This window comes from Mesorhizobium sp. LSJC285A00 (assembly GCF_000503155.1).
Classification (GTDB): Bacteria; Pseudomonadota; Alphaproteobacteria; order Rhizobiales; family Rhizobiaceae; genus Mesorhizobium.
On the sequence record NZ_AYVK01000048.1, the window covers coordinates 19,949 to 45,988 of the forward strand.

A 26,040-nucleotide genomic window follows, 5' to 3' on the forward strand; every position below is an offset into this window, starting at 1 on the left:
GGGCTTTTTCGTGATCCAGACAACAGCTTACGCCAGATTTCTCCGGCGTGCGATCATGTTTGGCAACAGGCGTTAATCGTTGTGCTGGCGGTGCGGCTGGCCCAGCCTGGCTATCCGGACGACGAACACGGTCGTCGGCCGTACCGGTTCAACCCGTAGTTTCGCCTGCGGACCGAGCAACAGCGTGTCGAGGGGTCCAAGACGAGACGATGTCGGGCCGCTGAGGCCGACCTCGCCGTCGAACGGCAGGATCAGGGTCATAGCGCTGGTCGGCCGGATATCGGTCGGAACCGAGACCACCAGGCGCTCGACCGTGTGCATGGCCCGCCCGCGGCGGGTCATAACGTTGAGGTCGGTGATCGGACCGGAGATCAGCGCCGCCGAGGTCGGCACATCGGCCGGGAAGGACAGCGGGGCGGAAGCCGCCGTCACTTCGGCCGGCCGCCGGCCAGCAATGTCGAGGACGATGCCCTCGCCTTCCAGCACGGCCAGCGTGCGGTCGACGCCGGCAAAGCCCGAGAACGGCCCGCTATCCTCGACTCGCGCCATCGAAACGCGCCAGTCGAAATCGTCCAGGCCGGCGCCGTCCGGCGAGACGGCGATCTCGGTGGTCGTGCCGCCGCCATTCTTCCACGGCATGACCCGGTAGTCGGCGGCCCGTAGGATGCGCATCATTTAAGCCAATCAGCCTAAAATACCGGGCAGATTGAGCTGGTGCTCCTTCGCGCACTCGATGGCGATGTCGTAGCCGGCATCGGCGTGGCGCATGACGCCTGTCGCCGGATCGTTCCACAACACGCGCTGCAGGCGCCTTGCGGCGTCCGGCGTGCCGTCGGCGACGATGACCATGCCGGCATGCTGCGAGAAGCCCATGCCGACGCCACCGCCATGATGCAGCGACACCCAGGTTGCGCCCGACGCGGTGTTGAGCAACGCATTGAGCAGCGGCCAGTCGGAGACGGCGTCGGAGCCGTCCTTCATCGCTTCCGTCTCGCGGTTGGGCGAAGCCACCGAGCCGGAATCGAGGTGGTCGCGGCCGATGACGACGGGCGCCTTGAGTTCGCCCCTGGCCACCATCTCGTTGAAGGCGAGCCCCAGCCTGTGGCGGTCGCCGAGGCCGACCCAGCAGATGCGCGCCGGCAGGCCCTGGAAGGCGATGCGCTCACGTGCCATGTCCAGCCAGTTGTGCAGATGGGTGTTGCCGGGGGTGAGTTCGCGCACCTTGGCGTCCGTCTTGTAGATATCCTCGGGATCGCCCGAAAGAGCAGCCCAGCGGAACGGGCCGATGCCGCGGCAGAACAGCGGCCTTATATAGGCCGGCACGAAGCCCGGGAAGGCAAAGGCGTTCTCGAAGCCTTCGTCCTTGGCGACCTGGCGGATGTTGTTGCCATAGTCGAGCGTCGGCACGCCGGCATTCCAGAACGCGACCATCGCCTCGACATGCTCGCGCATCGAGGCGCGGGCGGCCTTCTCGACAGCCTTGGGATCGGAGACGCGCTTCTCGCGCCACTCAGCCATCGTCCAGCCCTTGGGCAGATAGCCGTTAATCGGGTCATGCGCCGAGGTCTGGTCGGTGACCATGTCGGGGCGGATGCCCCGCTTGAACATTTCCGGCACGATGTCGGCCGCATTGCCGAGCAGGCCGACCGACTTCGCCTCGCCGGCCTTGGTCCAGCGCTCGATCATTTCCATCGCTTCGTCGAGCGTCTCGGCCTTCTCGTCGACATAGCGGGTGCGCAGCCGGAAATCGATCGAGTCCGGATTGCATTCGATGGCGAGGCAGCAGGCGCCGGCCATGACGGCGGCAAGCGGCTGGGCGCCGCCCATGCCGCCGAGGCCGCCGGTCAGGATCCATTTGCCCGTAAGGTTGCCATTGTAGTGCTGGCGGCCGGCCTCGACGAAGGTCTCGTAGGTGCCCTGCACGATGCCTTGCGTGCCGATATAGATCCAGGAGCCGGCCGTCATCTGGCCGTACATCATCAGGCCTTTTTTATCGAGCTCGTTGAATTTATCCCAGGTCGCCCAATGCGGCACGATGTTGGAGTTGGCGATCAGCACGCGCGGCGCATCGGTGTGCGTCCGGAAGACGCCGACCGGCTTGCCGGACTGGACCAGCAGCGTCTCGTCTTCATTGAGGGTCTTCAACGAGGCGACGATGCTGTCGAAATCGTTCCAGGTGCGCGCGGCCCGGCCGATGCCGCCATAGACGACGAGCTCATTGGGGTTTTCGGCGACATCGGGATCGAGGTTGTTCATCAGCATGCGCAGCGGCGCTTCGGTCGTCCAGTATTTGGCGTTGAGCTTGTCGCCGCGGGGCGCGCGCACTTCGCGGATGTTGTGGCGAGGATTGTTCATCATTGTCCCTTTGGAGTAAGGCGGCGTCTCAGCGCCCGGCCCAGTCAATGGCGGATTGGAGGATTTTCGTCAGTGTGGCGCGCATCGGCGCGGCGAACTCGGCATCATAAGGCACCGGCCAATTGTCCGGTTCGCCCTTGCCCTCGGGCTCGCGCAAATAGCCGCGATCGGCAAGTTCCATCTGCAGCGCATGGTAGCCGCCTTGCGGATTGCCGAAATAGCGGGTGATCCAGCCACCCTTGAAACGGCCGTTGATGACATTGCTTTCACCGCTCTCGGCCATGATCTGGCCAACCAGCGCCTGCAGCGTAGGATCCGCGGTCTGGCCGTCATTGGTGCCGAGATTGAACACCGGCAGCGTGCCGTAGAACAGGCGCGGCAGCACCGACCGGATCGAGTGGCAATCGTAAATGACGACCTTCTCATGCAGGCCGCGCAGCCTGACGGACTGAGCCGCCAGCATTTCATGGTAGGGCACGAAATACGCTATGCGGCGCTGGTCTATCTCCGATGGCGTCGGTTCCGCGCCGGGCAGATACAGCGGATCGCCGTCGAAGGTCTCGGTCGGGCATAGCGTCGTTGTCGTCTGCCCGGGATAGAGCGAGGCGCCGGAAGGATCGCGGTTGACATCGATGACGGTGCGCGAGATCGACGTGTGCACGACAGTCGCGCCAAGGCCGGCGGCAAAATCGTAGAGATTGTCGATCCACCAGTCGCAATCGCGGCGGCCGAGCCAGGGCGAGACCAGCCGATTGTCGATGCCGGCGAGATCGATACCCGTGTGCGGGATGGACACCAACAGGGGTGCCGTGCCTTCCGTCGCTGTCAGCCAGTCGGTCATGTCAGACTCCCGAGATCGAAGGCAATGTCACCGCGCTCGCAGCCTTGATGGCAGCGCCGCTGCGCACCATGGCGATGGCTTTTTCCATGTCAGGGTGGAAATGCCGGTCATTGTCGAGATGCGGCACCTCGGCGCGGACCAGCTTGCGAACCGCTTCCAGAGCTGCACTCGACGCCAGCGGCGCATGGAAATCGCAGCCTTGCGCGGCGGCCAGGAGTTCGATGCCGATGACGGCCGTGGCGTTTTCGATCATGCCGATCAGCCGGCGAGCGCCGTGTGCGGCCATCGAGACATGGTCTTCCTGGTTGGCCGAGGTCGGGATGGAATCGACACTTGCCGGATAGGCCTTCTGCTTGTTCTCAGAGACGAGCGCCGCCGCCGTCACCTGCGGGATCATGAAGCCGGAGTTCAGGCCGGGCTTCGGCGTCAGGAAGGCCGGCATGCCGGACAGCGCGGGGTCTACCAGCATGGCGATGCGGCGCTCCGACAGCGAGCCGATCTCGCAGACGGCAAGCGCGATCATGTCGGCAGCGAAAGCCACCGGCTCGGCGTGGAAATTGCCGCCGGACAGCGCAGTATCGACCTCGGCGAAGATCAGCGGATTGTCGGTGACGCCATTGGCCTCGGTGCCGAGCGTATCGGCGACCTGGCGCAGCACGTTGAGCGCCGCACCCATCACCTGCGGCTGGCAGCGCAGGCAGTACGGATCCTGCACGCGCTCATCGCCGACGCGGTGCGATTCACGAATGGCGCTGCCGGCCATCAGGTTGCGCAGCGCTTCCGCCGTCTCGATCTGGCCGGGATGTTTGCGCAGGAGATGGATGCGCCGATCGAAGGGCGCGTCCGAGCCCTTGGCAGCGTCGGTCGACAGCGCCCCGGCGACCAGCGCCGACTGATACAGCACTTCGGCCTCGAACAGAGCGGCCAGCGCGTAGGCGGTGGAAAACTGCGTGCCGTTGAGCAGCGCCAGACCTTCCTTGGCGCCGAGCGTCACGGGCTCCAGGCCGTGCGAGACGAAAGCGACCTTGGCCGGGAAGCGGCCATGCGGTGTAAAGCATTCGCCGACGCCGATCATCACCGCCGTCATGTGCGACAGCGGCGCGAGATCGCCGGAGGCGCCGACCGAGCCCTGCGCCGGCACCATGGGGATGACGTCGTTGGCCAGCATCGCTTCCAGCAACTCGATGGTTTGCGGCCGTACGCCCGACGCGCCCTGCGCAAGGCTGGCGAGCTTCAGCGCCATCATCAGCCGAACCACCGAAACCGGCATCGGCTCGCCGACACCGGCGGCATGCGACAAAACGATGTTGCGTTGCAGGGTCTCTAGATCCTCGGCCGGAATGCGGACGCTGGCCAGTTTGCCGAAGCCGGTGTTGATGCCGTAGACCGGCTCACCCTTGGCGACGATGCGGGCGACTGCCTCGGCGCTGGCCTTGATTTTTGGCCGGCAGGAGGCGTCGAGCTTCGGCATGGCGCCACGATAGATAGCGCGCCAGTCGGCCAGCGTCGCATTTCCGGGCTTCAGGTTAAGTTCGGTCATTGTCCTCTCCAGATGCGGGCATGGAGCGGGTTGAAGCCCATGCGGTAGACGAGTTCGGCCGGACGCTCGATGTCCCAGATCGCCAGGTCGGCGGATTTTCCTGCCTCAAGCGTGCCGGTCTTGCCAAGCAGCCCAAGCGCACGGGCAGCCTCGCGAGTGGTGCCGGCCAGGCACTCCTCGACGGTCAGGCCAAACAGGGTGGCGGCCATGTTCATGGTCAGAAGCAGCGAGGTCAGCGGCGACGTCCCGGGATTGTTGTCGGTGGCGACCGCCATCTTGACGCCGTGCTGGCGAAACAGGCCGATCGGCGGCTTCCTGGTTTCGCGGATGAAATAGTAGGCGCCGGGCAGGATGGTCGCCACGGTGCCGGCCTTGGCCATCGCTGCGGCGCCGGCCTCGTCGGTGTATTCGAGATGGTCTGCCGACAGCGCACCATAACGGGCGGCGAGTTCGGCGCCATGCAAATTGGACAGCTGGTCGGCATGGAGTTTGACCGGCAGGCCAAGCGCCTTGGCCTTGTCGAAGACGCGGGCAATCTGTTCCGGCGAAAAGGCAATGCCCTCGCAAAAGCCGTCTACGGCGTCAGCCAGGCCCTCGGCGGCGATTGCGGGGAGGATGGTGTTGGCGACGAGATCGACAAAAGCGTCCTTGTCGCCTTTTGCTTCCGGCGGCAGCGCATGCGCGCCGAGGAAGGTGGTGCGGACCGTGACCGGGCGTTGCTTGTCCAGTTGCCGCGCGGCGCGAAGCGACTTCCGTTCATTTCCGAGATCGAGCCCGTAACCCGACTTTACCTCTACCGTGGTGACGCCCTCGGCCATCAGCGCGTCAAGGCGCGGGAGAGTCTGCGCAACCAGTTCGTCTTCGCTCGCGGCACGCAGGGATTTGACCGAGGAGACGATGCCGCCGCCGGCACGGGCGACTTCCTCATAGCTGGCGCCGGCCAGCCGCATCTCGAATTCGTTGGCGCGGTTGCCGGCATGGACGAGATGGGTGTGGCAGTCGACGAGGCCGGGCGTAATCCAGCGGCCTTCGCAATCCGTAGTCTCGCTGCCCTGAGCCAACGCTGACGGCATCTCGGCTTCCGGACCGGCATAGACGATGACGCCGTCACGGGCGATGATCGCGCCCTTTTCGACGATGCCCAGTCCGGCAACGCCTTCCGCCATGGTTGCCAGGCGCGCATTGCGCCAAAGCTGAAGGCCCCCTGCCCGGCTTTTGTCTTGTGCCGCCATCATCTTTTTCCGTTGCTTGGATGGCGATTATGTATATACATATTGAAACGCACTGCAAGTGCATTGTTCATGGAACGCGGAGAAAAACGTGACGGCGATCTTTGCGGAACAGGCGCTGCTGGCCGATGGCTGGCATGACAAGGTGCGGATTTCGTTGACCGATAGTCGCATCACGGCAGTCGAGCCGGGCTCTTCGCAGCAAGCCGACGACGAACGCCACGCCATTCTGGTGCCCGGCATGCCGAACCTGCACAGCCACGCCTTCCAGCGCGGCATGGCCGGGCTTGCCGAACTGCGCGGTCCCTCCGCCGACAGCTTCTGGAGCTGGCGCGAGGTGATGTACCGCTTTGCGCTGTCGATGACGCCGGACCAGGTCGAGGCGGTCGCCGCCCAGCTTTATGTCGAAATGCTGGAGGCCGGATTCTCGCGCGTCGGCGAATTTCATTATCTCCACCACGATCGCGACGGAAAACCCTATGCCAACCTTGCCGAGATGGCCGAACGTATTGCCGCGGCCGCCGGCGAAACCGGGATCGGCCTGACGCTGCTGCCGGTGTTTTATGCCCATTCCTCCTTCAGCGGCGCTGCGCCCAACGAAGGCCAGCGGCGATTCATCAACGATGTGAATCGGTTCGAACGCTTGCTTGAGAAAAGCCGCGAATCGGTTCGTGCGTTGAATCAGGCTGTCGTTGGCGTCGCCCCGCACAGCCTGCGCGCCGCGACGCCGGAGGAACTCAGCGCTGTTGCCGCCATTGCGCCGGACGGACCGATCCACATCCACGTCGCCGAGCAGGTGAAGGAGGTCGAGGATTGCCTGGCGTGGTCGGGTGCGCGACCGGTCGAATGGCTGCTCGCCAATGCCGGGATCGACAAGCGTTGGTCCCTGATCCACGCCACCCACATGACCGAGGCTGAGACAACCGGCATGGCCAGAAGCGGCGCCATTGCCGGGCTTTGCCCGATCACCGAGGCCAATCTCGGCGACGGCACCTTTTCAGCACCTCTGTTCATCGAACATGGCGGCCGCTTCGGCGTCGGCTCGGATTCCAACGTGCTGATCGGCCTGCCGGATGAATTGCGCCAGCTCGAATATTCGCAGCGCCTCGCACACCGCGCCCGCAATGTGCTGGCGGTGGCCGGCGGCTCGACCGGGCGGGCTCTGTTCGACGCCGCCCTCGATGGCGGCAGCACCGCACTCGGCACCGGCCCGTCGCGGATCGCCGCCGGCGCCGCGGCTGATTTCGTCTCCCTCGACGAAAACCATCCTTCGCTGGCCGGAAAAAGTGGCGATGCGATCCTCGACGCCTGGATCTTTGCCAATGGCGGCAAGGTCGATTGCGTCTGGGTGCACGGAAAAAAACAAGTCAGCGGCGGCCGGCATGTAGCGCGTGAGACGATCGCCGAGCGCTTTCGTCAGGTGATGACAGCGCTTTCGGCATGAGCATTTCAGAGACAGCGGTGGTAGAAGGCGGCTCGCTGCACCAGCGCATCCTGTCCGACATCAGCGAGAAAATAATGTCCGGCGCCTGGGCGCCGGGCCACCGCATCCCGTTCGAGCACGAGCTGACGGCGCAGTATCATTGCTCGCGCATGACGGTGAACAAGGCGCTGTCGCAACTGGCCAAGGCCGGGCTGATCGAGCGCCGCCGCCGTTCGGGCAGTTTCGTGCGCCAGCCGCAATCGCAGGCCGCGGTGCTGGAAATCCACGACATCAGGATCGAGGTCGAGGCGCTTGGGCTGGCCTATCGCTACGAGCGCGTGGCGCGGCAGAAAAGGCGCAGCAGCGCCGAGGATCGCGCCTTGCTGGAATTGGGAGCGGCTGGACAGGTGCTGGCGCTGGAATGCCGGCATTTCGCCGGCAAGCGGCCGTTCGCGCACGAACAGCGGCTGATCAATCTCGCCGCCGTCGCGGAAGCCGCCGAGGAGGAGTTTCTCGACATCGCCCCCGGCCCTTGGCTGATCGGCCGCGTGCCATGGAGCGAGGCAGAGCACCGTATCCGCGCGGTGGCGGCCGACAGGCATATTGCCGAAGCGCTCGACATCGCAACCGGCGCGCCCTGCCTGGTGGTCGAGCGCCGGACCTGGAGCGCCGAGCACCCGGTGACGCAGGTGAGGTTCACCTACGCCGCGGAGAGCCACACGTTGGTGGCGAGGTTCAAGCCTTCGCAGGGGTGATTACCCTCCCCCTCGAGGGGAGGGTCGCGGAGCAAGTGCCGCAAGGCGGCACTGGTGACGCGGGGTGGGGTCGGTGCAGCCTCGCCGACCCCACCCCGTCTCGCAGGTCTCCGCTTCGCTTCGACTACTCGCCGACCCTCCCCTCGAGGGGGAGGGTAAGGCGCCGCGCTCTAAATCGCCGCCGTAACGATAATCTCGACGGTGTATTCCGGCCCTGCAAGCTTGGCCTCACCCGTGGCGCGGGCGGGCGTGTTGCCTTGCGGGACCCACTTGTCCCATTCCTTGTTCATCTCGGCGAAGGTGCCCATATCGGCCAGCCAGATGATCGCCTGCAGGATCTTGGTCTTGTCGGTGCCGGCCTTGGCCAGCAGTTCGTCGATAGATGCGAGGATCGACCTGGTCTGTTCGCCAACGCTGGCGCCGGGCGTTCCGACCTGGCCGGCGAGATAGACGGTGTTGCCGTGGATGACGATCTGGCTCATGCGCGGGCCAACATCGATGCGACGAATGCTCATGGGATGGTTCCTTCGTTTGTCGGTGCGCCTGTTTAGAGTCGCTGCCGCCTCCGGGCAAGGCCAACAGCGCGAAACCTCTTGAGCCTGGGTTGGATCTTAGACCGCAAATGTCTATCTGCGCCGAGGGATTTCTTTCCGGCGCGGATTGCCGACCTCGTGTGAGAGTGGCAAGACTTTGCGCCAAACCAGATTGGAGGATGAGAGCCATGGAATATCGCGAAATCAGCGAGGACTATTCGGTCTCGGGCCAGATCCAGCCCGAAGATGCCGCCGCCATCAAGGAAGCCGGTTTCAAGAGCGTGATCTGCAACCGGCCGGATGACGAGCAGCCCGACCAGCCTTCGGCCGACAGCGTCAAGGCGGCGGTCGAAGCCGCGGGGCTGGCCTTCCGCTACATCCCGGTAATCAGCGGCCAGATCACGGCCGAGAATGTCGAGGACCAGGCCGAAGCGCTCGACGCGCTCGAAGGCCCGGTGTTTGCCTATTGCCGCTCCGGCGCGCGGTGTACCAATCTTTATGGGCTGATTCAGCAGTCCAAGGGGTGAGCATCCTGAGGCGCTGGCGATCCCTCACACCCCCCTCTGTCCTGCCGGACATCTCCCCCGCAAGGGGGGAGATCGGATGTCGCCTTCGCTTTTCGCCAATCGCCGACGTTGCAGGATGAGCGCTGTCGACAAAGCTGCTGATCTCCCTCCTTGCGGGGGAGATGGCCGGCAGGCCAGGGGGGTGCTGTCCCGCCGACGTATCAACTGAAACTCTCTCAAACTAGATCGGCAGCGCCCCGGTCTCCTTCAGCGTCTCCAGCACGATCGCCGTCTTTACATGCTGCACGGAGTCGTGCGGCAACAGCACGCCGTTGACGAATTCCGACAGCGATTTCAGATCGGGGGTCACCACTTTCAAGATGTAGTCCATCTCACCGGTCAGCGCGTGCGCCTCCTGCACTTCCGGCAGCCGCGCCAGCAATTCGCCGAAGCGCCGCGCATTGTCGCGGTTGTGGGTGGCGAGCGTCACCGAGATGACGTTGACCAGCGAGAATCCAAGCTTGTCGCGGTCGAGCACCGCGCGATAGCCCGTGATGAAGCCGTCCTCCTCCAGCCGTTGGCGGCGGCGCGAGCATTGCGATGCCGACAGGTTCACGCGCTCCGAGAGATCGTTGTTGGTGAGCCGCGCGTCGCCCTGCAAGAGAGCCATTATCTTGCGGTCAAATTGATCGATGCGCGCTTCATTCATCGATTCATCTCCAATCATGCATGAATTGCGCACGAGATGATCATTTCAAGCGTTTGAATGCAAGCACCGTGCGGTTGCTTCGCACTATCATGCGTCATCTCGTGGTCCGATGCGGCCACCATCCGTTTGGAGGAATGCCATGGGTCCCTTTCCGCACGACGCCCCGCCCGCCAAGATCAGCAAGGAAAACCCCGCCGGCACCGACGGTTTCGAGTTCGTCGAGTTCGCCCATGCGGAGCCGCAGAAGCTCGCCGAGCTGTTCACCCGCATGGGCTATGTCGCGGTGGCCAAGCACCGCACGAAGGACATCACCATCTGGCGCCAGGGCGACATCAACTATGTCGTCAATGCCGAGCCCGGCTCGCATGCGATGAAATTCGTCGACAAGCACGGCCCCTGCGCCGCCTCGATGGCCTGGCGCGTGGTCGATGCAAAGCATGCGTTCGAGCATGCGGTATCGAAAGGCGCCACGCCCTACGACGGCAACGACAAGGCGCTCGACGTGCCGGCCATTGTCGGCATTGGCGGCTCACTGCTCTATTTCATCGAAGCCTATGGCAAGAAGGGCTCGGCCTATGATGCCGAGTTCGAGTGGCTGGGCGAACGCGACCCGCGGCCCCAAGGCGTCGGCTTCTATTTCCTCGACCACCTCACCCACAATGTCTATCGCGGCCAGATGGACAAATGGTGGGACTTTTATCGCGAATTGTTCGGCTTCAAGCAGATCCATTTCTTCGACATCGACGGCAAGATCACCGGCCTCGTCAGCCGCGCCATCACCTCGCCCTGCGGCAAGATCCGTATCCCGCTGAACGAGTCCAAGGACGACACCAGCCAGATCGCCGAGTATCTGAAGAAGTACAATGGCGAAGGCATCCAGCATATCGCTGTCGGCACCGACGAGATCTACGCCGCCACCGACAAGCTTGCCGACAATGGGCTGAAGTTCATGCCCGGTCCGCCGGAGACCTACTACGACATGTCGTACAACAGGGTGAACGGGCATGACGAGCCGATCGAGCGGATGAAGAAGCACGGCATCCTGATCGACGGCGAAGGCGTGGTCGACGGCGGCATGACCAAGATCCTGCTGCAGATATTCTCCAAAACCGTGATCGGCCCGATCTTCTTCGAATTCATCCAGAGGAAGGGCGACGAAGGTTTTGGCGAAGGCAATTTCCGCGCGCTGTTCGAGTCGATCGAGCAGGACCAGATCAAGCGCGGCGTGATCAAGGTCGACGGGAAAGCGGCCTGAAACCCCGTTTGCGGCTCGATCGGCTTTGATCTAAATTTCGATCACAAGGGTCAAGCCGTGAACGTCTCCATAACCGAAGCAAAGGCCAAACTATCGGAACTCGTCGGCCGCGCGGAGGCCGGCGAGGAGATAGTCATCACTCATCACGGCAAGATCGCGGCGCGGCTCGTGCCACCAGTTCGAGAAGACTTGTTGTCGCGCATAGGTGCCCTGAAGGGCAAGATTTGGATTTCTGACGATTTCGACAAACTCGGCCCTGAATGGAACGAGTACACCAGATAAAGGTCAGAGGCCCAGCCGCACGACCTCTTCCCTCCTCACCTTCAAATCATAATCGAGCAAGAACTCGTCCAGTTGCGGCGGCGCGACTGACGTGCCGGAGAGCATCGCGTGCACCTGGCCGCGATGGTGGATGTCGTGCAGGAAGACATGGGCGAGAATGTCGCCGATTTTTTCGGGGATCATGCCATCCTCGCGCCGGTCGGTGATGACCTGACGGTCGAGATCCGCCTCCGACAGCTTCTCGCAAAAGGCGATCAGGCGTCGATCTGCTGCGACCTGGGCGGCAAACAGCGCCTGCGGCACATCGAACGGCACGTAGTCGTCATAGGCGGCCGCACCGACGCCGCCTTCTTCGAGAAAATCGAGATAGAGATGATCGACCGCAAGGATGTGGTTGAGCGTTGCCTTGATCGACGGGAAGAAGTTGGTGCGTTCGGCTTCGAATTCGCCGGGGTTTAGCTGCAGCACGGCGCGATAGAGCCGGTCGTTCGACCAGAGATTGTTGCCGGCCATGCGGCTGAAATGCTCGAGCAGGGTCACGCGTTCATTCGTCTGATCAGGCCAATGCCTGCCGCCATCACCGCGAAGCCGGCGACGACGATCAGCAGCAGCCGGTTCATGCGCCGGCGCATGGCCTGTGTCTCCTCGTCGCGCGCCACGTTGGTGTTGGTGATGGTGTGAAACATCATCGCCTTGCGCGGGTAGCCACTGTGGTTGGTCAGATCGGGCGAGCGCGCCTCGATGCGGTAGCTCAGCCGGATCGCCTGGATGAAGACCACCAGAATGGCCAACGCCCAGACGACGGCCAGCAGGTAGAACGCCTCGCCCGTCATTGCATTGCCCCTCTTATGCCTGGGACTTCTCGACCTTCTGCTCGATGGCGCCGAAGATCGAGTTTCCGCTTTTATTCTTCATCTCGATACGCACTGTATCGCCAAAGCGCAGGAACGGCGTCTTGGGCTCGCCAGACTCAATGGTCTCGATCATGCGCAGTTCAGCGATGCAGGAATAGCCGGCGCCGCCGGCCGCCACCGGTTTGCCCGGCCCGCCATCCAGCTTGTTGGAGACGGTGCCGGAGCCGATGATGGTGCCGGCAACCAGCGGCCGTGTCTTTGCGGCATGGGCAATCAGCGCCGGGAAGTCGAAGGTCATGTCGACGCCGGCATTGGCACGGCCGAACGGCTTGCCGTTGACGTCGGCGAGCAGAGGCAGGTTGACCTTGCCGCCATCCCAGGCGTCGCCGAGTTCGTCCGGCGTCACCGCCACCGGCGAAAAAGCCGAGGACGGCTTCGACTGGAAGAAGCCAAACCCCTTGGCGAGCTCGGGTCCGGTGAGCGCGCGCAACGTCACATCATTGACCAGCATGACCAGCCGGATGGCGGCGCGCGCCTGGTCGAGGCTGGCGCCCATCGGCACATCGTCGACGATGACGGAGACTTCCGCCTCCATGTCGATGCCGAAGGCTTCGTCCGCCGTGCGGATCGGCTCGCGCGGCGCGATGAAGGAATCCGAGCCACCCTGGTAGATCAGCGGATCGGTCCAGAAGCTTGCCGGCATCTCGGCGCCGCGGGCTTTGCGCACCAGCTCGACGTGGTTCACATAGGCAGAACCATCGGCCCATTGATAGGCGCGCGGCAGCGGCGAATGGGCGTCATGCTCATGGAAGCGTGCCGACGGCACCGCATTGTTCTCCAGCGATTCGGCGATCGTCGCCAGGTGCGGCGAAATCCGCTGCCAGTCGTCGAGTGCCGCCTGCAGCGTGCGCGCCAGGAACGAGGCGTCGGTGAAGCGCGTCAGGTCGCGCGAGACGACGACAAGCTTTCCGTCGCGCGTCCCGTCCCTCAATGTGGCAAGCTTCATGCGGTTTCCTCTCCTGATGCGGCTTTGGCGCCGTCTAAGTTCACAACAAGGCCGTCGCGGGCAATCGTCAAGTCACCCGCCCACGATTTCCTGACGGCCGCCTCCCAGTCGGCCTCGCCGATCGCGGCATCATCGGCCGGAATGAGGTGGTTGAGCACCAGCCTCTTCACCCCGGCATCGCTGGCGATGCGACCTGCCTGCTCGGCAAATGAGTGGCTGGCAAGCAGATGCTCTTTCAGCCGCGCCCCGTTGCCGGTCCTGGCGACCAGCCGCTCGATGCCTTCTTCCAGCATGGCCTCATGGACGAGAATGTCGGCATTTCGGGCAAAGCCTGCGAGCGGCGGAAAGAAGGCTGTGTCGGCCGAGAAGACGATGCTTTTGCCAGCGTGGTCGAAACGCAGCGCGAAACAGTCCGTGACCGGCGGATGGTCGACGCGCAGTGCCGAGACCTTCAGGCCGCGCTGCGCAAAAATCTCGCCCTCGCCGAATTCCACGATCGAAGCCATTTCGCGAATGTCCGGCCTGCCCTCATCGACGATGCGAATTTCAATGTCGAACTCCATCGCCTGGCAGAAGCGGCGCCAGTATTGGCCGGTGCCGGGCGGTCCGAACAGCGTCACCGGGCTGGCGAGGCCGGCGGTCCAGGCGGTGTGGAGCAACGGACCCAGTTCCAGCACATGGTCGGAATGCAGATGGGTGATGAAGACCAGGTCGAGCGCCTTCAGGCTGACGGCGGAATCGACCAGGCCGCGCGTGACGCCGAGCCCGCAATCGACGACGATGGTTCGCCCGCCCAGTTCCAGCAGCGACGAACTCGGCCACGGCCCGCCCGGCCGCAGCGCCGGGCCGCCCTTGGAGCCGAGAAGCACCAGCCGGTCGTTCATCGGGCTGATCTCAAGACCAGTCGCCCTCCGGCGTGCCGTTGAAACGCTTCTTCAGATCGGTCCAGCAATCGATGTAATTGTCCTGCCTTGTTTCAAGCTCGGCGCCGTAGCGGGTGAGCATTTGCGGGAATCGGGTCTCGAACATGAAGGCCATGGTGTTGTCGAGCTTGACCGGTTTCAGCTCGGAGCGCGAGGCCTTTTCGAAGCCAGGCGCGTCTGGGCCGTGGGCCAGCATCAGATTGTGCAGGCTGATGCCGCCGGGCACGAAACCTTCCTCCTTGGCGTCATACTGGCCGTGGATCAGGCCCATGAACTCGCTCATGATGTTGCGGTGGTACCAGGGCGGCCGGAACGTATCCTCCGCCACCAGCCAGCGCGGCGGAAAGATGACGAAGTCGATGTTGGCAGTGCCTTCCTCGCCGCTCGGCGCCGTCAGCACGGTGAAGATCGACGGATCGGGATGGTCGAACAGGATGGCGCCGACCGGAGAAAACGTCGCCAGATCATACTTGTAGGGCGCGTAGTTGCCGTGCCAGGCGACGACGTCGAGCGGCGAATGGCCAATCTCGGTGACATGGAAATTGCCGCACCATTTCACCGTCAGCCGGCACGGCGTCTCCTTCTCCTCAAACCAGGCGCAGGGCGTCTTGAAGTCGCGCGGATTGGCGAGGCAATTGGCGCCGATCGGACCGCGGTCGGGCAGCGTCAGCTTGGCACCATAGTTTTCGCAGACATAGCCGCGCACTTCCTTGTCGATGAGCTCGACCTTGAACACCAGCCCGCGCGGCAAAACGGCGATCTCGCCGGGCCGCAGCTCGATGACGCCCATCTCGGTGACGAAGCGCAAGGCGCCGACCTGGGGGACGACCAGCAACTCGCCGTCGGCGTTGAAGAAATGATCGTCGACCATCGAGCGGTTGGCGACATAGACATGCGCCGCCATGCCGCTTTGGCCCAGCACGTCGCCGGCGGTGGTGATGGTGCGCATCCCTTGAATGAAATCGGTCGGCTCCTTCGGCATCGGCACCGGGTTCCAGCGGTACTGGCCGAGCGCCAGCTCGTGGTCGCCGACATTGGGAGCGGTCTTCCACAGGGGATAGCTCGCCGCCTTGAAGCGGCCGGTGTGTTTTACGCTCGGCCGGATGCGGTAGAGCCAGGAGCGCTCATTGGTGCCGCGCGGGGCGGTGAAGGGCGAGCCCGAGAGCTGCTCGGCATAAAGTCCGTAAGCCGGCCGCTGCGGGGAATTGCGCCCTTGCGGCAGCGAGCCGGGCAGCGTTTCGGTCTCAAAATCATTGCCGAAGCCCGGCATGTAGGAAAATTCCATCCGATCCTCCCTGATCCCGACCGCCGCGAAGCGCGGCCTGCCGGCGATGTTGACCAAACTGGTTTCATTTGTAACCATCGAAAATGTAACTATCAACGGGCGAATGCCGCATCCATGGTGCAGATGGAACCGGAGATTCTGGAACTCGAAAGCTTCCTGCCTTACCGGCTGTACCGGCTGGCCGATGCCGTCAGCCGAGAATTTTCAAAAATCTACCGCGACCGTCACGGTCTGACGCGGCCGGAATGGCGCACACTCTCTGGGCTCGGACAGCGCGGCACGATGACCGCGACGGCGCTCGGCGAGCAGTCGGCCATGCACAAGACCAAGGTTTCGCGGGCGGTGGCGGAGCTTGAGCGGCGGCGCTGGCTGACGCGCACGCCGGACGAGAATGATCGGCGTGTGGAGCATTTGGCGCTGACCAAGGCGGGACTGGCCGCCTATCGCGAGATGGTGCCGCTGGCGAAAGCCTTTGAACGGCAGTTGCTGGCGAGGCTTGGTACGGAAGAGCGGGCGGCGATTGTGAATGGGGTGGCGGCGCTGGAGGCAAAACTCACCTTGGGTTGAGATCTTCCCATAAGTTCGACCGTCGCTGAAATCAGATCGCGAATGCGGCAGGCAACGCCCCTAGACCGTAATAGGCGCGTTCGGCTTCAATGAAGCCTCTGACACGGCTTCGAAATGCCACCGGATCATCAATGTAGGCTAGAAGCGCCTGCGCTTGCGAAGCCGCGTGTCTTTGAGCGCTTTCAAACAGTCGCCTTGCCGTTTCAAAACCACCGGCCAAACCAGCCGCCACCCCGGCGTGGAAGGCCGCCCACTCGCCGTAGGCGCCCGGCTGCAATTCACTCACGAGGATTTTCGCTGTCGCCTGGACGGAAGGGAACATCGATCGGTGAACCTGATCGATTTCGACGACCTTCTTGGCCATTTGATCAACCGCGAGAAGAAACTGTGGCGGGCTCTCGAACGGAACGAACTGTCCAATGCGCTCAACGCGATCGAAGGTAATCGTTTCCGGAAGCGAACCCCAGAGCCAGTGGACTGCTACGTTAAGGTAAGTGCCCTTGGACCAGGAACTGGGCTGGAACTCGACTACACTTAGCCAGAAGCCGCGATCGGCGATCCAGATTCGGGACTGCCCTTTGCGTCGAAATCCGGCCGGCTTCAGTACGAGCTTTGCCTGCGAGGCAATGATACGACCGTGCTCATTGTCCGCCATCTTGCACCCACACGTGCCTCACCAATCCATCACCACCTTGCCCGAACTGCCGCTCCGCATCGCGTCAAACCCCGTCTGGAAATCGTCGATCCCAATGCGGTGCGTAATCAGACCCGACACATCCAGCGGCCCCTGCACCAGGGCGATCATCTTGTACCAAGTCTCGAACATTTCGCGGCCGTAGATGCCCTTCAAGTGCAGCATCTTGAAGATGACCTTGTTCCAGTCGATTTCGAAGCCGGTCGGCGCGATGCCCAGAATGGCGATCTTGCCGCCATTGTTCATGGTGTCGATCATGTCGCGAAAGGCGGGCGCGGCGCCCGACATTTCGAGGCCGACGTCAAAACCCTCGGTCATGCCCAGCGCCGGCATAACGTCGCGCAGTTTTTCCTTCGAGGCATCGACGACATGCTGGACGCCGAGCTTTTTGGCCAGCGCCAGCCGCACCGGGTTGATGTCGGTGATGACGACTTTTCGCGCCCCCACACATTGGGCAACGAGCGCGCCCATGATGCCGATCGGCCCGGCGCCGGTGACCAGAACGTCTTCACCGACCAGGTCGAAGGACAGAGCGGTGTGGACGGCATTGCCCAGGGGATCGAAGATCGCGGCGATCTCGTCGGGCACATCGTCGGGGATCGGCACGACATTGTGCTGCGGGATCGCCAGATATTCGCCGAAGGCGCCGGGGCGGTTGACGCCGACGCCGAGCGTGTTACGGCAGAGATGCCCCCTGCCGGCGCGGCAATTGCGGCAATGGCCGCAGACGATGTGACCTTCGCCGGAGACACGCTGGCCGACCTTGTATTCGGTGACCGCAGCGCCGAAATCGGCCACCGTGCCGACGAATTCATGGCCGGTCACCATCGGCACCGGCACGGTCTTCTGCGCCCACTGGTCCCAATTGTAGATGTGGACGTCGGTGCCGCAGATCGCCGTCTTCTTGACCTTGATCAGCACGTCGTTGGGGCCGATCTCCGGCACCGGCACCTCTTCCATCCAGATGCCCGGTTCAGCCTTGGCCTTCACCAGCGCCTTCATCATGTTCGACATGCTACAACTCCTTACCCTCCCCCTTGTGGGGAGGGTGGCCCGAAGGGCCGGGTGGGGGTCAAAAACTGGCGGAGGTCGTGACCCTGCAGACCCCCACCCCGCCTCCCGCCCGCTTGCTTCGCAAGCGGTCGAAAGTCGACCCTCCCCACAAAGGGGGAGGGTAAAACTCTCAGCCAATCACGCCCAGTTCCTTGCCGACCGCCGCGAACGCTGCCACGGCGCGGTCGATGTCGGCGCTGGAATGCGCCGCCGACATCTGCGTGCGGATGCGCGCCTGGCCTTTCGGCACCACCGGGAAGGAAAAGCCGATGACATAGATGCCGCGCTTCAGCATGCGCGCCGCCACTTCCTGCGCCAGGCTGGCATCGCCCAGCATCACCGGAATGATCGGATGATCGGCGCCGGCCAGCGTGAAGCCGAGCTTGCCCATTTCGGAGCGAAAGCGCGCCGCATTGGCATAGAGGCGTTCGCGCAGGGCGTCGCCATTGCGGATCAGCTCGAACACCTTGATGGAAGCGCCGGCAATCGCCGGCATCAGCGTGTTGGAGAAGAGATAAGGCCGCGAACGCTGGCGCAGCCAGTCGACGACCTGGCTTTTGCCGGAGGTGTAGCCGCCGGAGGCGCCGCCGAGCGCCTTGCCGAGCGTGCCGGTGATGATATCCACCCTGCCCTCGACGCCGCAATGCTCGGCCGAGCCGCGGCCGTTCTTGCCGACGAAGCCGACGGCATGGCTGTCGTCGACCATCACCATGGCGCCGTACTTTTCCGCGAGGTCGCAGACGCCTTTCAGATTGGCGATGATGCCGTCCATGGAGAACACGCCGTCGGTGGCGATCAGGCGGAAGCGGCAGTCTTTCGCCTCTTTCAGCCGCGCTTCGAGGTCGGCCATGTCGTTGTTGGCATAGCGGAAACGCTTGGCCTTCGACAGCCGCACGCCGTCGATGATCGAGGCATGGTTCAGCGCATCGGAGATGATCGCATCCTCCTCGCCGAGCAGCGTTTCGAACAGGCCGCCATTGGCGTCGAAGCAGGAGCCGTAAAGGATGGTGTCGTCCAGGCCGAGGAAGGATGAAATCGTTGATTCAAGCTGCTTGTGCTCTTCCTGCGTGCCGCAGATGAAGCGCACCGAGGCCATGCCGTAACCGTAGCGGTCGAGCGCGCCTTTGGCCGCGGTGCGCAACTCGGCGCTGTCGGCGAGGCCGAGATAGTTGTTGGCGCAGAAGTTCAGCACCTTGTCGCCGCCGACTTCGATCTCAGCCGACTGGGTCGAGGTGATCACCCGCTCGGATTTGTAGAGCCCGGCGGATTTCAGCCCTTGCAGTTCGTTGTCGATATGGGAGAGGAATGCCGCGCTCATGATCAGGTCCTGTTGAGATTGGCGCGACTGTCGCGCTACGCGCACTAAAAATCCACCGCAAAAGCGACCGCTTCGGTGGCGCGGCTGCCTCAACCCTGGCGCGATCCGATCGCATGGCCAGCATGCTAGAGTAGCAGGCACGCGAATACGGCCATGCCGCGAAAGAACATGATAACCATCTCGGCAGCTTTCGTTTACTGCGGAAGCAGCAGTTCCGCCGGCTTCCAAACCTGTTAACCCTTTCAAGGCAATGGTGTTCTTGCCACGAATCGGTGGCAGAAATCCGTCGACCGAGGGGTCACCTAGAATATGTCGCAGCAGCCGGCGCAAACCGTCTCGGGCAAACTCATCCTGCTGATCAAGAGCGGCTACTGGCTGGCGCTGCTGATCATCGCCGCCATGGTGATGGCCTCCTTCATCCTGCTGCAGCAGATGATGGCGGCGCAACAGCACAACCATACTCTGCTCGACATCGTCAGCACCCAGAAGGCGCTGTCGCAGCGCATTGTCTTTTTGACCAGCGCAACCGGCTCCGCCGCGCGTGACAAGCAGCCGGCCCTGGTTGCCGCGCTGAAACAGGCGACCGCCGAGTTCGAGACGAACTACGACCTGCTGCTCAAACAGACGGGAGCCGACCCACTGTCGCCAGCATTGTCCGATCCAAAGTCGATCGAGAGCGTCCTTTACGGCAAGCCGTTCCACCTCGACTATTTCTCGGTCGGGCTGGTCGCCAATGGCGAAAGGCTGATCTCGTCCTTCGAATCCCAGCTCTCCGGCAATGCCGCCTACAAGGGCGGCGGCGAGCGCGTCAATCTCGATGCTTCCGTCGCCAATGCGACGCTGTCGGGTTATGCCGCGCTCGGCCAACGCATCGCCGCATTCGCAGACGAGCGGTCGGAAAAGCTCCTCGATCTCCATCGCACCTTGTTCTACGCCACCATCGGCGTCATCGTCCTGGTGGCGCTTTTCATCTTCCGGCCGATGTCGAAGGCGATCCTGCGCAAGACGCACGAGCTTGTCGATGCCCGCAACTCGATGGCCTTCATCGCCGTACATGACGGGCTGACCGGCCTGCACAACCGCACCTTCCTGACCGACCACTTCGAAACGCTGATCAAGGGCGCGCATCGCCGGCGCGAGAGGCTGGCGGTCATCCAGCTCGACCTCGACCGGTTCAAGCAGATCAACGACACACTCGGCCACGCCGCCGGCGACTATGTGCTGGTCGTCACCGCGCAGCGCATGCGCGATTCCTGCCGTGCGTCGGATCTCTGCGCGCGCCTTGGCGGCGACGAATTCGTGATGATCCTCAATGGCGCCGGCGGCCCTGAGGACATCAACATGCTGGCCCGGCGCATCCTGGAGGAGATCAACGAGCCGATTACCTTCCAGGGCACGACCATCCTTCCAGGGGCCAGCGCCGGCATTGCCGTCTATCCCATCGACGCCGACAATGCCGAGGATCTGCTCGTCCACGCCGACCTCGCGCTCTATTCCGCCAAAAAGCTCGGCGGCGGCAGCTTCTCGTTCTTCTCCGAGGAACTCAGGCGCGAGCTAGACTACCGCAAGCAGCTCGAGCACGACATCAAGGTCGCGATTTCGGAGAACGCCTTCCAAGTCTATTTCCAGCCGCAGGTGTCGCTGAGCAACGGCGCCATCAGCGGCATCGAGGCGCTGGTGCGCTGGAAGCATGCCGAGCGCGGCATGATTGCGCCGGGCGAGTTCATTCCGGTCGCCGAAAAATGCGGCTTCATGCCCGAGATCGGCCGCATCGTCTTTACCAAGGCGATCGAGCAAGCAGCCGAATGGGATCGCGCCGGCATCGCTTTCGGCCGGCTTGCCGTCAACGTGTCCGGCACCGAGCTGCGCGAACCCGACTTCGACCGCTTCCTGTTCGCGACGCTGGAAAAGGCCGGCCTTGCTCCGCAGAAACTGTCGCTGGAAATCGTCGAATCCGTCATTCTCGACGACGAGAAGACGGGCATCGCGGCGAAGCTGCGCCACATCCGCGCTGCCGGCGTCCATCTTGAGCTCGACGATTTCGGCACCGGCTATGCCTCGCTCAGCCACGTCAATCCCAACGAGATCGACCGGCTGAAGATCGACCGCCGCTTCGTCCAGAACATCAACGAGAATGGCGACAACACCAAGATCGTGCGCGCCATCACCGAGCTGGCGCGCGGTCTCGGCATTTCGATCGTCGCCGAGGGCGCGGAAACCGAAGCCGAGCTCGATTCGCTGATGGCAATCGGCTGCGATCAGGTGCAGGGCTATTCCATCGCCTTCCCGATGCCGCAGGACAAAGCGCGCGAATGGCTGCTGGCGCGCAGCCCGAAGAAAGCCAAGCTGAAGGTGCTTCAGGGCAATTTAGCCTAGACTATTGCCCACCGGTGCCGGTCATTTGGCCGGCGCGACATTCGCCCGCAATGCCGCCAGCACCTCGGCGAACTCCGCCAGCCTGTCGTCCGGCAATCCCGCGCGCAGCCGCTTGTCGAAGATGAGAGCCGCCGCCCGCAGCTTCAGGAACATCGTTTCGCCCGCCTGCGTCAGCTCGACCAGATGAACCCGGCGGTTGTCCGGATCGCGGCGGCGCGTCAGCAAGCCTTGCGCCTCCATGGCGTTGAGATGGTGGGTGAGCGTGGCGCCCTGGATGCCGATCATGCCGGCAAGTTCGCGTTGGTTGGCAAGCTCGCTCGACTTGACCGAAAGCAAGGTCAGCCACACCGGCAGCGTGCCCCCGGCCTCGACCAAAGCGGCGTCAAATGCCTGCGCCACCAGCTTGGAGGTGCGCGCGAGATTCATGCCGATTGGCGGACGGTCAAAGGGAGTCATGCGCCGACAGTAGAACAAGGCGCCGAGCGATGGAACGCGGCATTATACATTGACATCGAACCATTTGATACCTAACTATCATGGGTGTCGATCTACCGAGTTCGTATCATCCTGCATTCGACAGGGATCCGAGGACGGGCGGCGGGCAAGGAGGAAGCGGTCATGCAATATGTCTACATCGTCGTTATCGGCCTTCACGTCATGGCCGGTGTGTTCTGGGCCGGCACCACCATCACGCTTGCCCGCGACCCCGAGATCAGGGCGGAGCGCTTTATCGGACCGCAAATGGGCTCGGCCGGCATGGTGTTCGTGACCGGCGCCCTGCTCTGGTATTTCTTCCACGGCGCCTATTTCGGCTCGATGGAAATGGTGCTGGCGCTAGGCATCCTGGCCGCCTTCGCCGCTGCCGGCGTTCTCAGCGTCGTCGTCCGCAAGACCAGCCGGCAGCTTGCCGGCGCGGACGTCGCAACGGAAGCGGCGCTGCGCACCAAAATGGCCCGCGGCGAGCGCATCGCCGCCTGGCTGCTGGTGCTCACCGTGCTTTGCATGGCGACCGCCAGGATGATTTGAGCCCTGCCGCGCGTCGCCTCCCGGTTGAAGACCATTCCGCATCGTGCGTCGCCTGGCTCTCGGCTGGTGGCGTACGCGGCGCGCAGTTCGGACGGATGTGCAAGGTGGCTCTCCGCACAGAGGTTTGGCTGCGCGCCACCCATCACTTTGATCGATCGAGATGCGCCCGCCGGAAGGGTGAGATCGAGCTTTGGAACAAGCCGTAGGCCGGCTTGTAGGCTCAAACCCGCAAGCCGAACCTGATGCCGTCATAGATGGCGGCATGGATGTTGCGCGAGGCGACTGCATCGCCGATGCGCAACAGCACGAAGCCGCCTTCGGGATTGCGTGAAGGAAAAATATCGCCGCCGCCGACCAGCCGCTCATAGTCGACCGCGCCACCATTCTTCGACAGCGGTTTCAGCTGGAGATAGAGATCGTCGAGCGGCGCCGTGCCGTGCTCGACCACCACCTGGTCGACCCGCCTCTCGCCGCGCCAGCCGTCGGCAAAGTCGGAGGCGAGTTCGGCGACCAGCTGGTTGCCCTCGCGCCGTACCGAGCGCAGCCTGGTGTTGATGGTGATGGTGACGCCCTTCTCCTGGAAGGCGCGCATATAGGGCACGTGGTTCATGCCGCCCATTTCGGGGGCGAAGAAGCGCTCCGGCGAAACCAGGTCCAGCTTCGAACCGGCATTGGCGATCAGCTCCGCCGCGCCCATGCCCTGATGGCCGCCATTGTCGTCGAAGAGCAGCACGTTCTCCGCCGGCTTGACGCTGCCGGCCATGATGTCCCAGCTCGACGTGACGAGATTGTCGCCCGATGTCAGCGGCGGGTTCTGCGGCAGGCCGCCGGTGGCGATCACCACCACATCGGGCGACAGCGCCAGCACATCGTCCTGCTCGGCCCATGTGTCGTAGCGGATCTGGACGCCGAGCCGGTCGAGTTCCGCCAGCCGCCAGTCGATGATGCCGATCAGCTCCTTGCGGCGCGGGTTCTGCGTCGCCAGCCGAATCTGGCCGCCGGCCTGACCGGAGGCTTCGAGCACCGTGACATGGTGGCCGCGTTCGGCCATGACGCGAGCTGCCTCGAGCCCGCCGGCGCCAGCGCCAACGACGACGACTTTCCGCCTAGGCCCTTCGGTCATGACGATGATATGCGGAATCTCGGCCTCGCGGCCGGTCGCGGCATTGTGGACGCACAGCGCCTCGCCGCCTTCATAGATACGATCGAGGCAATAGGTGGCGCCGACGCAAGGCCGGATCTCGTGCTCGCGGCCTTCCATGACCTTCTTGATGATGTGCGGATCGGCGATATGGGCGCGGGTCATGCCGACCATATCGAGCTTGCCGGTGGCGATGGCGTGGCGCGCCGTGGCGACATCGGAAATCCGCGCCGCATGGAAGGTCGGGAACTTCGTCGCCGCCCTCACCTCGCCGGCAAAATCGAGATGCGGCGAAGAGCGCATGCCGGCGACCGGGATGACCTTGGTTAGTGCCGCATCGCTCTCGATCGAGCCGCGAATGATGTTGAGGAAATCGACCTTGCCGGAACCGGCCAATCGCCGGGCGATCTCAACGCCCTCCTCCTTCGACAGGCCTTTGTCAAAATCCTCATCGGCGACCATACGGATGCCGACGACGAATTTTTCGCCGACCGCCGCCCGCACGGCATCCAGCACCATGTCGGTGAAGCGCAGCCGGTTGTCGAGCGAACCGCCGAACTCGTCGTCGCGATGGTTGGTGGCCGGCGACCAGAACCCGTCCATCAGATGGCCGTAGGATTCGAACTCGATGCCGTCGAGGCCGGCCGCCTGGCAGCGCTGCGCAGCGGACGCATAGTCGGCCACGATGCGCTCGATGTCCCAGTCCTCGATGGTTTTCGGGAACGCGCGGTGCGCCGGCTCACGCACCGGCGAGGCCGACAGCACCGGCAGCCAGTCGGCCTTGTTCCAGCCGGTGCGGCGACCAAGATGGGTGATCTGGATCATCACCTTGCAGTCATACTCATGGCAGGCGTCCGCCAGTTCGGCCAGCCACGGCACGATGCGGTCGTCATAGACATGCAGATTGCCAAAGGCGGCCGGGCTGTCGCGCGAGACGATCGCCGAGCCCGCCGTCATGGTCAGCGCCATGCCGCCCTTGGCCTTTTCGGCGTGGTAGAGCCGGTAGCGCTGTTTCGGCATGCCGTCCTCGGAATAGGCCGGCTCGTGGCTGGTCGACATCACCCTGTTTTTCAGCGTCAGGTGTTTGAGCTGGTAAGGCTGGAGAAGCGGGTCGTTGCTGGTCATCATCTTCCTGCCATTCCAGTTTGTGTCGGAGCAGCGCGTGCTGCTCCAGTTCTTGTCTTAAGCATCGAATTTATTCGAAAATCGCTGCACACTTTTCGGTCCGGTGCTAATGAGCGCGGAAAATCCCCAGGAAAACCGCGATGATCGATACCAAAACCCTCACCCAGCTCGGCGCCCACGTCGAGACGCCACAGAGCCCGGAGACCGCGGTCCTGGAGACCGTGCCGTTCCAGCGCGGCGACGGACCGCCGGCGATCGTGCGCTTCACCTGCCCGGAATTCACCTCGCTCTGCCCGGTCACCGGACAGCCGGATTTCGCCCATATCGTCATCGACTACGCACCCGATACCACGCTCGTGGAATCGAAGTCGCTCAAACTGTTCATGACCTCGTTTCGCAACCATGGCGCTTTCCATGAAGACTGCACGGTGATGATCGGCCGCCGCATTGTGGCGGCAACGAAGCCGCTGTGGTTGCGCATAGGCGGCTATTGGTATCCGCGCGGCGGCATTCCGATCGATGTCTTCTGGCAGACCGGCGCTCCGCCCGAAGGCGCCTGGTTGCCCGACACCGGCGTTGCCCCCTATCGCGGAAGGGGCTGAAGCTATTTTGCGGAACTTTAGCGGGACAGCGCCCCCCTCTGTCCTGCCGGACATCTCCCCCACACGGGGGGAGATTGGCCGCTACGCCGGCTTTAGCTAATCTCAAATGATGCGGAGCGGGCGAGACGCTGGAACTGCTGATCTCCCCACCCGTGGGGGAGATGTCCGGCAGGACAGAGAGGGGCGCGAAGGATCGCAGGCGCGGATCCTCAATCAACATTATTCGCACTGGTACTGGCTGAGCGCCCATTCACCGGTCACCGAAAGCAGATCGGATATCTTCCAGTCGCCGTCGACTTTCCTGAATTTCCATTCAAGGCGATGCGGGTTGCCGGCGACGACGAAGGCGACAATGACCTTGGCCTGGTCGCCATTGATCGCTTCGAGTGTCTTCAGGCTCTTATCGATCTCGGTCTTGTCATAGTCGGCATTGTCGAGCGCCATGTTGGGGTCGAGACATTCTCCCTGCCCGGATGTGCGCAACGCGTCGCTCTTGTCGAGAACGGTTTTTGCCGGGTCGATGAAGTGGCTGCGCTGCGCCGGATCGATCTCCAGTCCCACCTGATCGTAAAATGGCCGCACCACAGCCGTCGGCGAGCCCGCCAGGACGGGCGCGGCCGGCTCGGCCGGCGGCCACCCAAC

Annotated in this window: 27 protein-coding genes; 9 read left to right on the forward strand and 18 right to left on the reverse strand. The window is 63.5% G+C overall.

Annotation, left to right across the window (positions count from 1 at the left end; translation table 11 throughout):
- Window positions 1-72: 72 nt before the first annotated feature.
- From X726_RS141705 to hutI, 5 genes are read right to left on the reverse strand one after another with little or no spacing between them, the layout of a single operon-like run.
- A complete protein-coding gene (locus tag X726_RS141705; protein WP_031215462.1) occupies window positions 73-672 on the reverse strand; it encodes a HutD family protein in 600 nt (199 codons plus the stop codon).
- A gap of 12 nt (window positions 673-684) precedes the next feature.
- Window positions 685-2,358 (reverse strand): urocanate hydratase, encoded by a 1,674-nt coding sequence (gene hutU / locus X726_RS141700; protein ID WP_023672900.1) that lies wholly within the window; start codon window positions 2,356-2,358, stop codon window positions 685-687.
- Window positions 2,359-2,383: 25 nt separating this feature from the next.
- Window positions 2,384-3,196, reverse strand: coding sequence for an N-formylglutamate deformylase (gene hutG / locus X726_RS141695; protein WP_023672901.1), 813 nt, complete (start codon window positions 3,194-3,196; stop codon window positions 2,384-2,386).
- Between the two features lies 1 nt (window position 3,197).
- The gene (gene hutH / locus X726_RS141690) at window positions 3,198-4,736 is read right to left on the reverse strand and encodes a histidine ammonia-lyase (protein WP_023672902.1); all 1,539 of its coding nucleotides are present in this window, start codon (window positions 4,734-4,736) and stop codon (window positions 3,198-3,200) included.
- Window positions 4,733-5,968, reverse strand: a complete 1,236-nt coding sequence (gene hutI / locus X726_RS141685) for an imidazolonepropionase (protein ID WP_031215464.1) — start codon at window positions 5,966-5,968, stop codon at window positions 4,733-4,735. The genes hutH and hutI overlap by 4 nt, the downstream gene beginning before the upstream one ends.
- 88 nt (window positions 5,969-6,056) lie before the next feature.
- Between hutI and X726_RS141680 the strand changes: the two genes are divergently transcribed.
- The gene (locus X726_RS141680) at window positions 6,057-7,409 is read left to right on the forward strand and encodes a formimidoylglutamate deiminase (RefSeq protein WP_023672904.1); all 1,353 of its coding nucleotides are present in this window, start codon (window positions 6,057-6,059) and stop codon (window positions 7,407-7,409) included.
- Complete coding sequence (hutC, locus tag X726_RS141675; RefSeq protein ID WP_023672905.1) at window positions 7,406-8,143, forward strand: histidine utilization repressor; 738 nt, start codon at window positions 7,406-7,408, stop codon at window positions 8,141-8,143. Before X726_RS141680 ends, hutC begins: the two co-directional genes overlap by 4 nt.
- 170 nt (window positions 8,144-8,313) lie before the next feature.
- On the opposite strand, the gene X726_RS141670 is transcribed toward hutC, so the two are convergent.
- Window positions 8,314-8,658: a RidA family protein gene (locus X726_RS141670; protein ID WP_023672906.1), complete on the reverse strand. Its 345-nt coding sequence runs from the start codon at window positions 8,656-8,658 to the stop codon at window positions 8,314-8,316.
- Between the two features lie 206 nt (window positions 8,659-8,864).
- Between X726_RS141670 and X726_RS141665 the strand changes: the two genes are divergently transcribed.
- Window positions 8,865-9,203, forward strand: coding sequence for a TIGR01244 family sulfur transferase (locus X726_RS141665; RefSeq protein WP_023672907.1), 339 nt, complete (start codon window positions 8,865-8,867; stop codon window positions 9,201-9,203).
- A gap of 220 nt (window positions 9,204-9,423) precedes the next feature.
- Here the strand turns inward: X726_RS141665 and X726_RS141660 are convergent, their stop codons facing one another.
- On the reverse strand, window positions 9,424-9,891 hold the full coding sequence (locus tag X726_RS141660) for an Lrp/AsnC family transcriptional regulator (protein WP_023672908.1): 468 nt from the start codon (window positions 9,889-9,891) through the stop codon (window positions 9,424-9,426).
- A gap of 139 nt (window positions 9,892-10,030) precedes the next feature.
- Here X726_RS141660 and hppD point away from each other — a divergent pair, with 139 nt between their 5' ends.
- Window positions 10,031-11,146 carry a 4-hydroxyphenylpyruvate dioxygenase gene (gene hppD, locus X726_RS141655; protein WP_023672909.1) on the forward strand — a complete coding sequence of 372 codons (1,116 nt, stop codon included), beginning with the start codon at window positions 10,031-10,033 and terminating at the stop codon, window positions 11,144-11,146.
- A gap of 57 nt (window positions 11,147-11,203) precedes the next feature.
- On the forward strand, window positions 11,204-11,428 hold the full coding sequence (locus X726_RS141650) for a type II toxin-antitoxin system Phd/YefM family antitoxin (protein ID WP_023672910.1): 225 nt from the start codon (window positions 11,204-11,206) through the stop codon (window positions 11,426-11,428).
- 3 nt (window positions 11,429-11,431) lie between these two features.
- On the opposite strand, the gene X726_RS141645 is transcribed toward X726_RS141650, so the two are convergent.
- Genes X726_RS141645 through hmgA form a run of 5 tightly spaced genes read right to left on the reverse strand, consistent with a single transcriptional unit; the run spans window position 11,432 to window position 15,496 of the window.
- On the reverse strand, window positions 11,432-11,968 hold the full coding sequence (locus tag X726_RS141645; protein ID WP_023672911.1) for a DinB family protein: 537 nt from the start codon (window positions 11,966-11,968) through the stop codon (window positions 11,432-11,434).
- Window positions 11,965-12,261 carry a hypothetical protein gene (locus X726_RS141640; protein WP_023672912.1) on the reverse strand — a complete coding sequence of 99 codons (297 nt, stop codon included), beginning with the start codon at window positions 12,259-12,261 and terminating at the stop codon, window positions 11,965-11,967. Before X726_RS141640 ends, X726_RS141645 begins: the two co-directional genes overlap by 4 nt.
- Before the next feature lie 13 nt (window positions 12,262-12,274).
- A complete protein-coding gene (locus tag X726_RS141635; protein ID WP_023672913.1) occupies window positions 12,275-13,288 on the reverse strand; it encodes a fumarylacetoacetate hydrolase family protein in 1,014 nt (337 codons plus the stop codon).
- Window positions 13,285-14,172: an MBL fold metallo-hydrolase gene (locus tag X726_RS141630; protein ID WP_023672914.1), complete on the reverse strand. Its 888-nt coding sequence runs from the start codon at window positions 14,170-14,172 to the stop codon at window positions 13,285-13,287. Before X726_RS141630 ends, X726_RS141635 begins: the two co-directional genes overlap by 4 nt.
- Window positions 14,173-14,182: 10 nt before the next feature.
- Complete coding sequence (gene hmgA, locus X726_RS141625; RefSeq protein WP_031215466.1) at window positions 14,183-15,496, reverse strand: homogentisate 1,2-dioxygenase; 1,314 nt, start codon at window positions 15,494-15,496, stop codon at window positions 14,183-14,185.
- A gap of 123 nt (window positions 15,497-15,619) precedes the next feature.
- Between hmgA and X726_RS141620 the strand changes: the two genes are divergently transcribed.
- Window positions 15,620-16,063 carry a MarR family transcriptional regulator gene (locus tag X726_RS141620; protein WP_031215467.1) on the forward strand — a complete coding sequence of 148 codons (444 nt, stop codon included), beginning with the start codon at window positions 15,620-15,622 and terminating at the stop codon, window positions 16,061-16,063.
- A gap of 31 nt (window positions 16,064-16,094) precedes the next feature.
- On the opposite strand, the gene X726_RS141615 is transcribed toward X726_RS141620, so the two are convergent.
- From X726_RS141615 to X726_RS141605, 3 genes are all read right to left on the reverse strand, one after another.
- Window positions 16,095-16,718: a DUF4304 domain-containing protein gene (locus X726_RS141615; RefSeq protein ID WP_023672917.1), complete on the reverse strand. Its 624-nt coding sequence runs from the start codon at window positions 16,716-16,718 to the stop codon at window positions 16,095-16,097.
- 18 nt (window positions 16,719-16,736) lie between these two features.
- On the reverse strand, window positions 16,737-17,771 hold the full coding sequence (tdh, locus tag X726_RS141610) for an L-threonine 3-dehydrogenase (RefSeq protein ID WP_023672918.1): 1,035 nt from the start codon (window positions 17,769-17,771) through the stop codon (window positions 16,737-16,739).
- Between the two features lie 169 nt (window positions 17,772-17,940).
- Window positions 17,941-19,128 (reverse strand): glycine C-acetyltransferase, encoded by a 1,188-nt coding sequence (locus X726_RS141605; protein WP_023672919.1) that lies wholly within the window; start codon window positions 19,126-19,128, stop codon window positions 17,941-17,943.
- Between the two features lie 309 nt (window positions 19,129-19,437).
- Here X726_RS141605 and X726_RS141600 point away from each other — a divergent pair, with 309 nt between their 5' ends.
- Window positions 19,438-21,504 carry an EAL domain-containing protein gene (locus tag X726_RS141600; protein WP_023672920.1) on the forward strand — a complete coding sequence of 689 codons (2,067 nt, stop codon included), beginning with the start codon at window positions 19,438-19,440 and terminating at the stop codon, window positions 21,502-21,504.
- 21 nt (window positions 21,505-21,525) lie between these two features.
- Here the strand turns inward: X726_RS141600 and X726_RS141595 are convergent, their stop codons facing one another.
- Window positions 21,526-21,960: a MarR family winged helix-turn-helix transcriptional regulator gene (locus X726_RS141595; protein ID WP_023682928.1), complete on the reverse strand. Its 435-nt coding sequence runs from the start codon at window positions 21,958-21,960 to the stop codon at window positions 21,526-21,528.
- A 162-nt stretch (window positions 21,961-22,122) separates the two neighbouring features.
- Between X726_RS141595 and X726_RS141590 the strand changes: the two genes are divergently transcribed.
- A complete protein-coding gene (locus tag X726_RS141590) occupies window positions 22,123-22,530 on the forward strand; it encodes a hypothetical protein (RefSeq protein WP_023682929.1) in 408 nt (135 codons plus the stop codon).
- A 220-nt stretch (window positions 22,531-22,750) separates the two neighbouring features.
- Here the strand turns inward: X726_RS141590 and X726_RS141585 are convergent, their stop codons facing one another.
- Window positions 22,751-24,796, reverse strand: a complete 2,046-nt coding sequence (locus tag X726_RS141585) for an NADH:flavin oxidoreductase (protein ID WP_031215469.1) — start codon at window positions 24,794-24,796, stop codon at window positions 22,751-22,753.
- Between the two features lie 140 nt (window positions 24,797-24,936).
- Between X726_RS141585 and queF the strand changes: the two genes are divergently transcribed.
- Complete coding sequence (queF, locus tag X726_RS141580; RefSeq protein ID WP_023672924.1) at window positions 24,937-25,398, forward strand: preQ(1) synthase; 462 nt, start codon at window positions 24,937-24,939, stop codon at window positions 25,396-25,398.
- Window positions 25,399-25,617: 219 nt separating this feature from the next.
- On the opposite strand, the gene X726_RS141575 is transcribed toward queF, so the two are convergent.
- The coding region (locus tag X726_RS141575; protein WP_023672925.1) for a hypothetical protein at window positions 25,618-26,040 on the reverse strand (423 nt) is incomplete at its 5' end.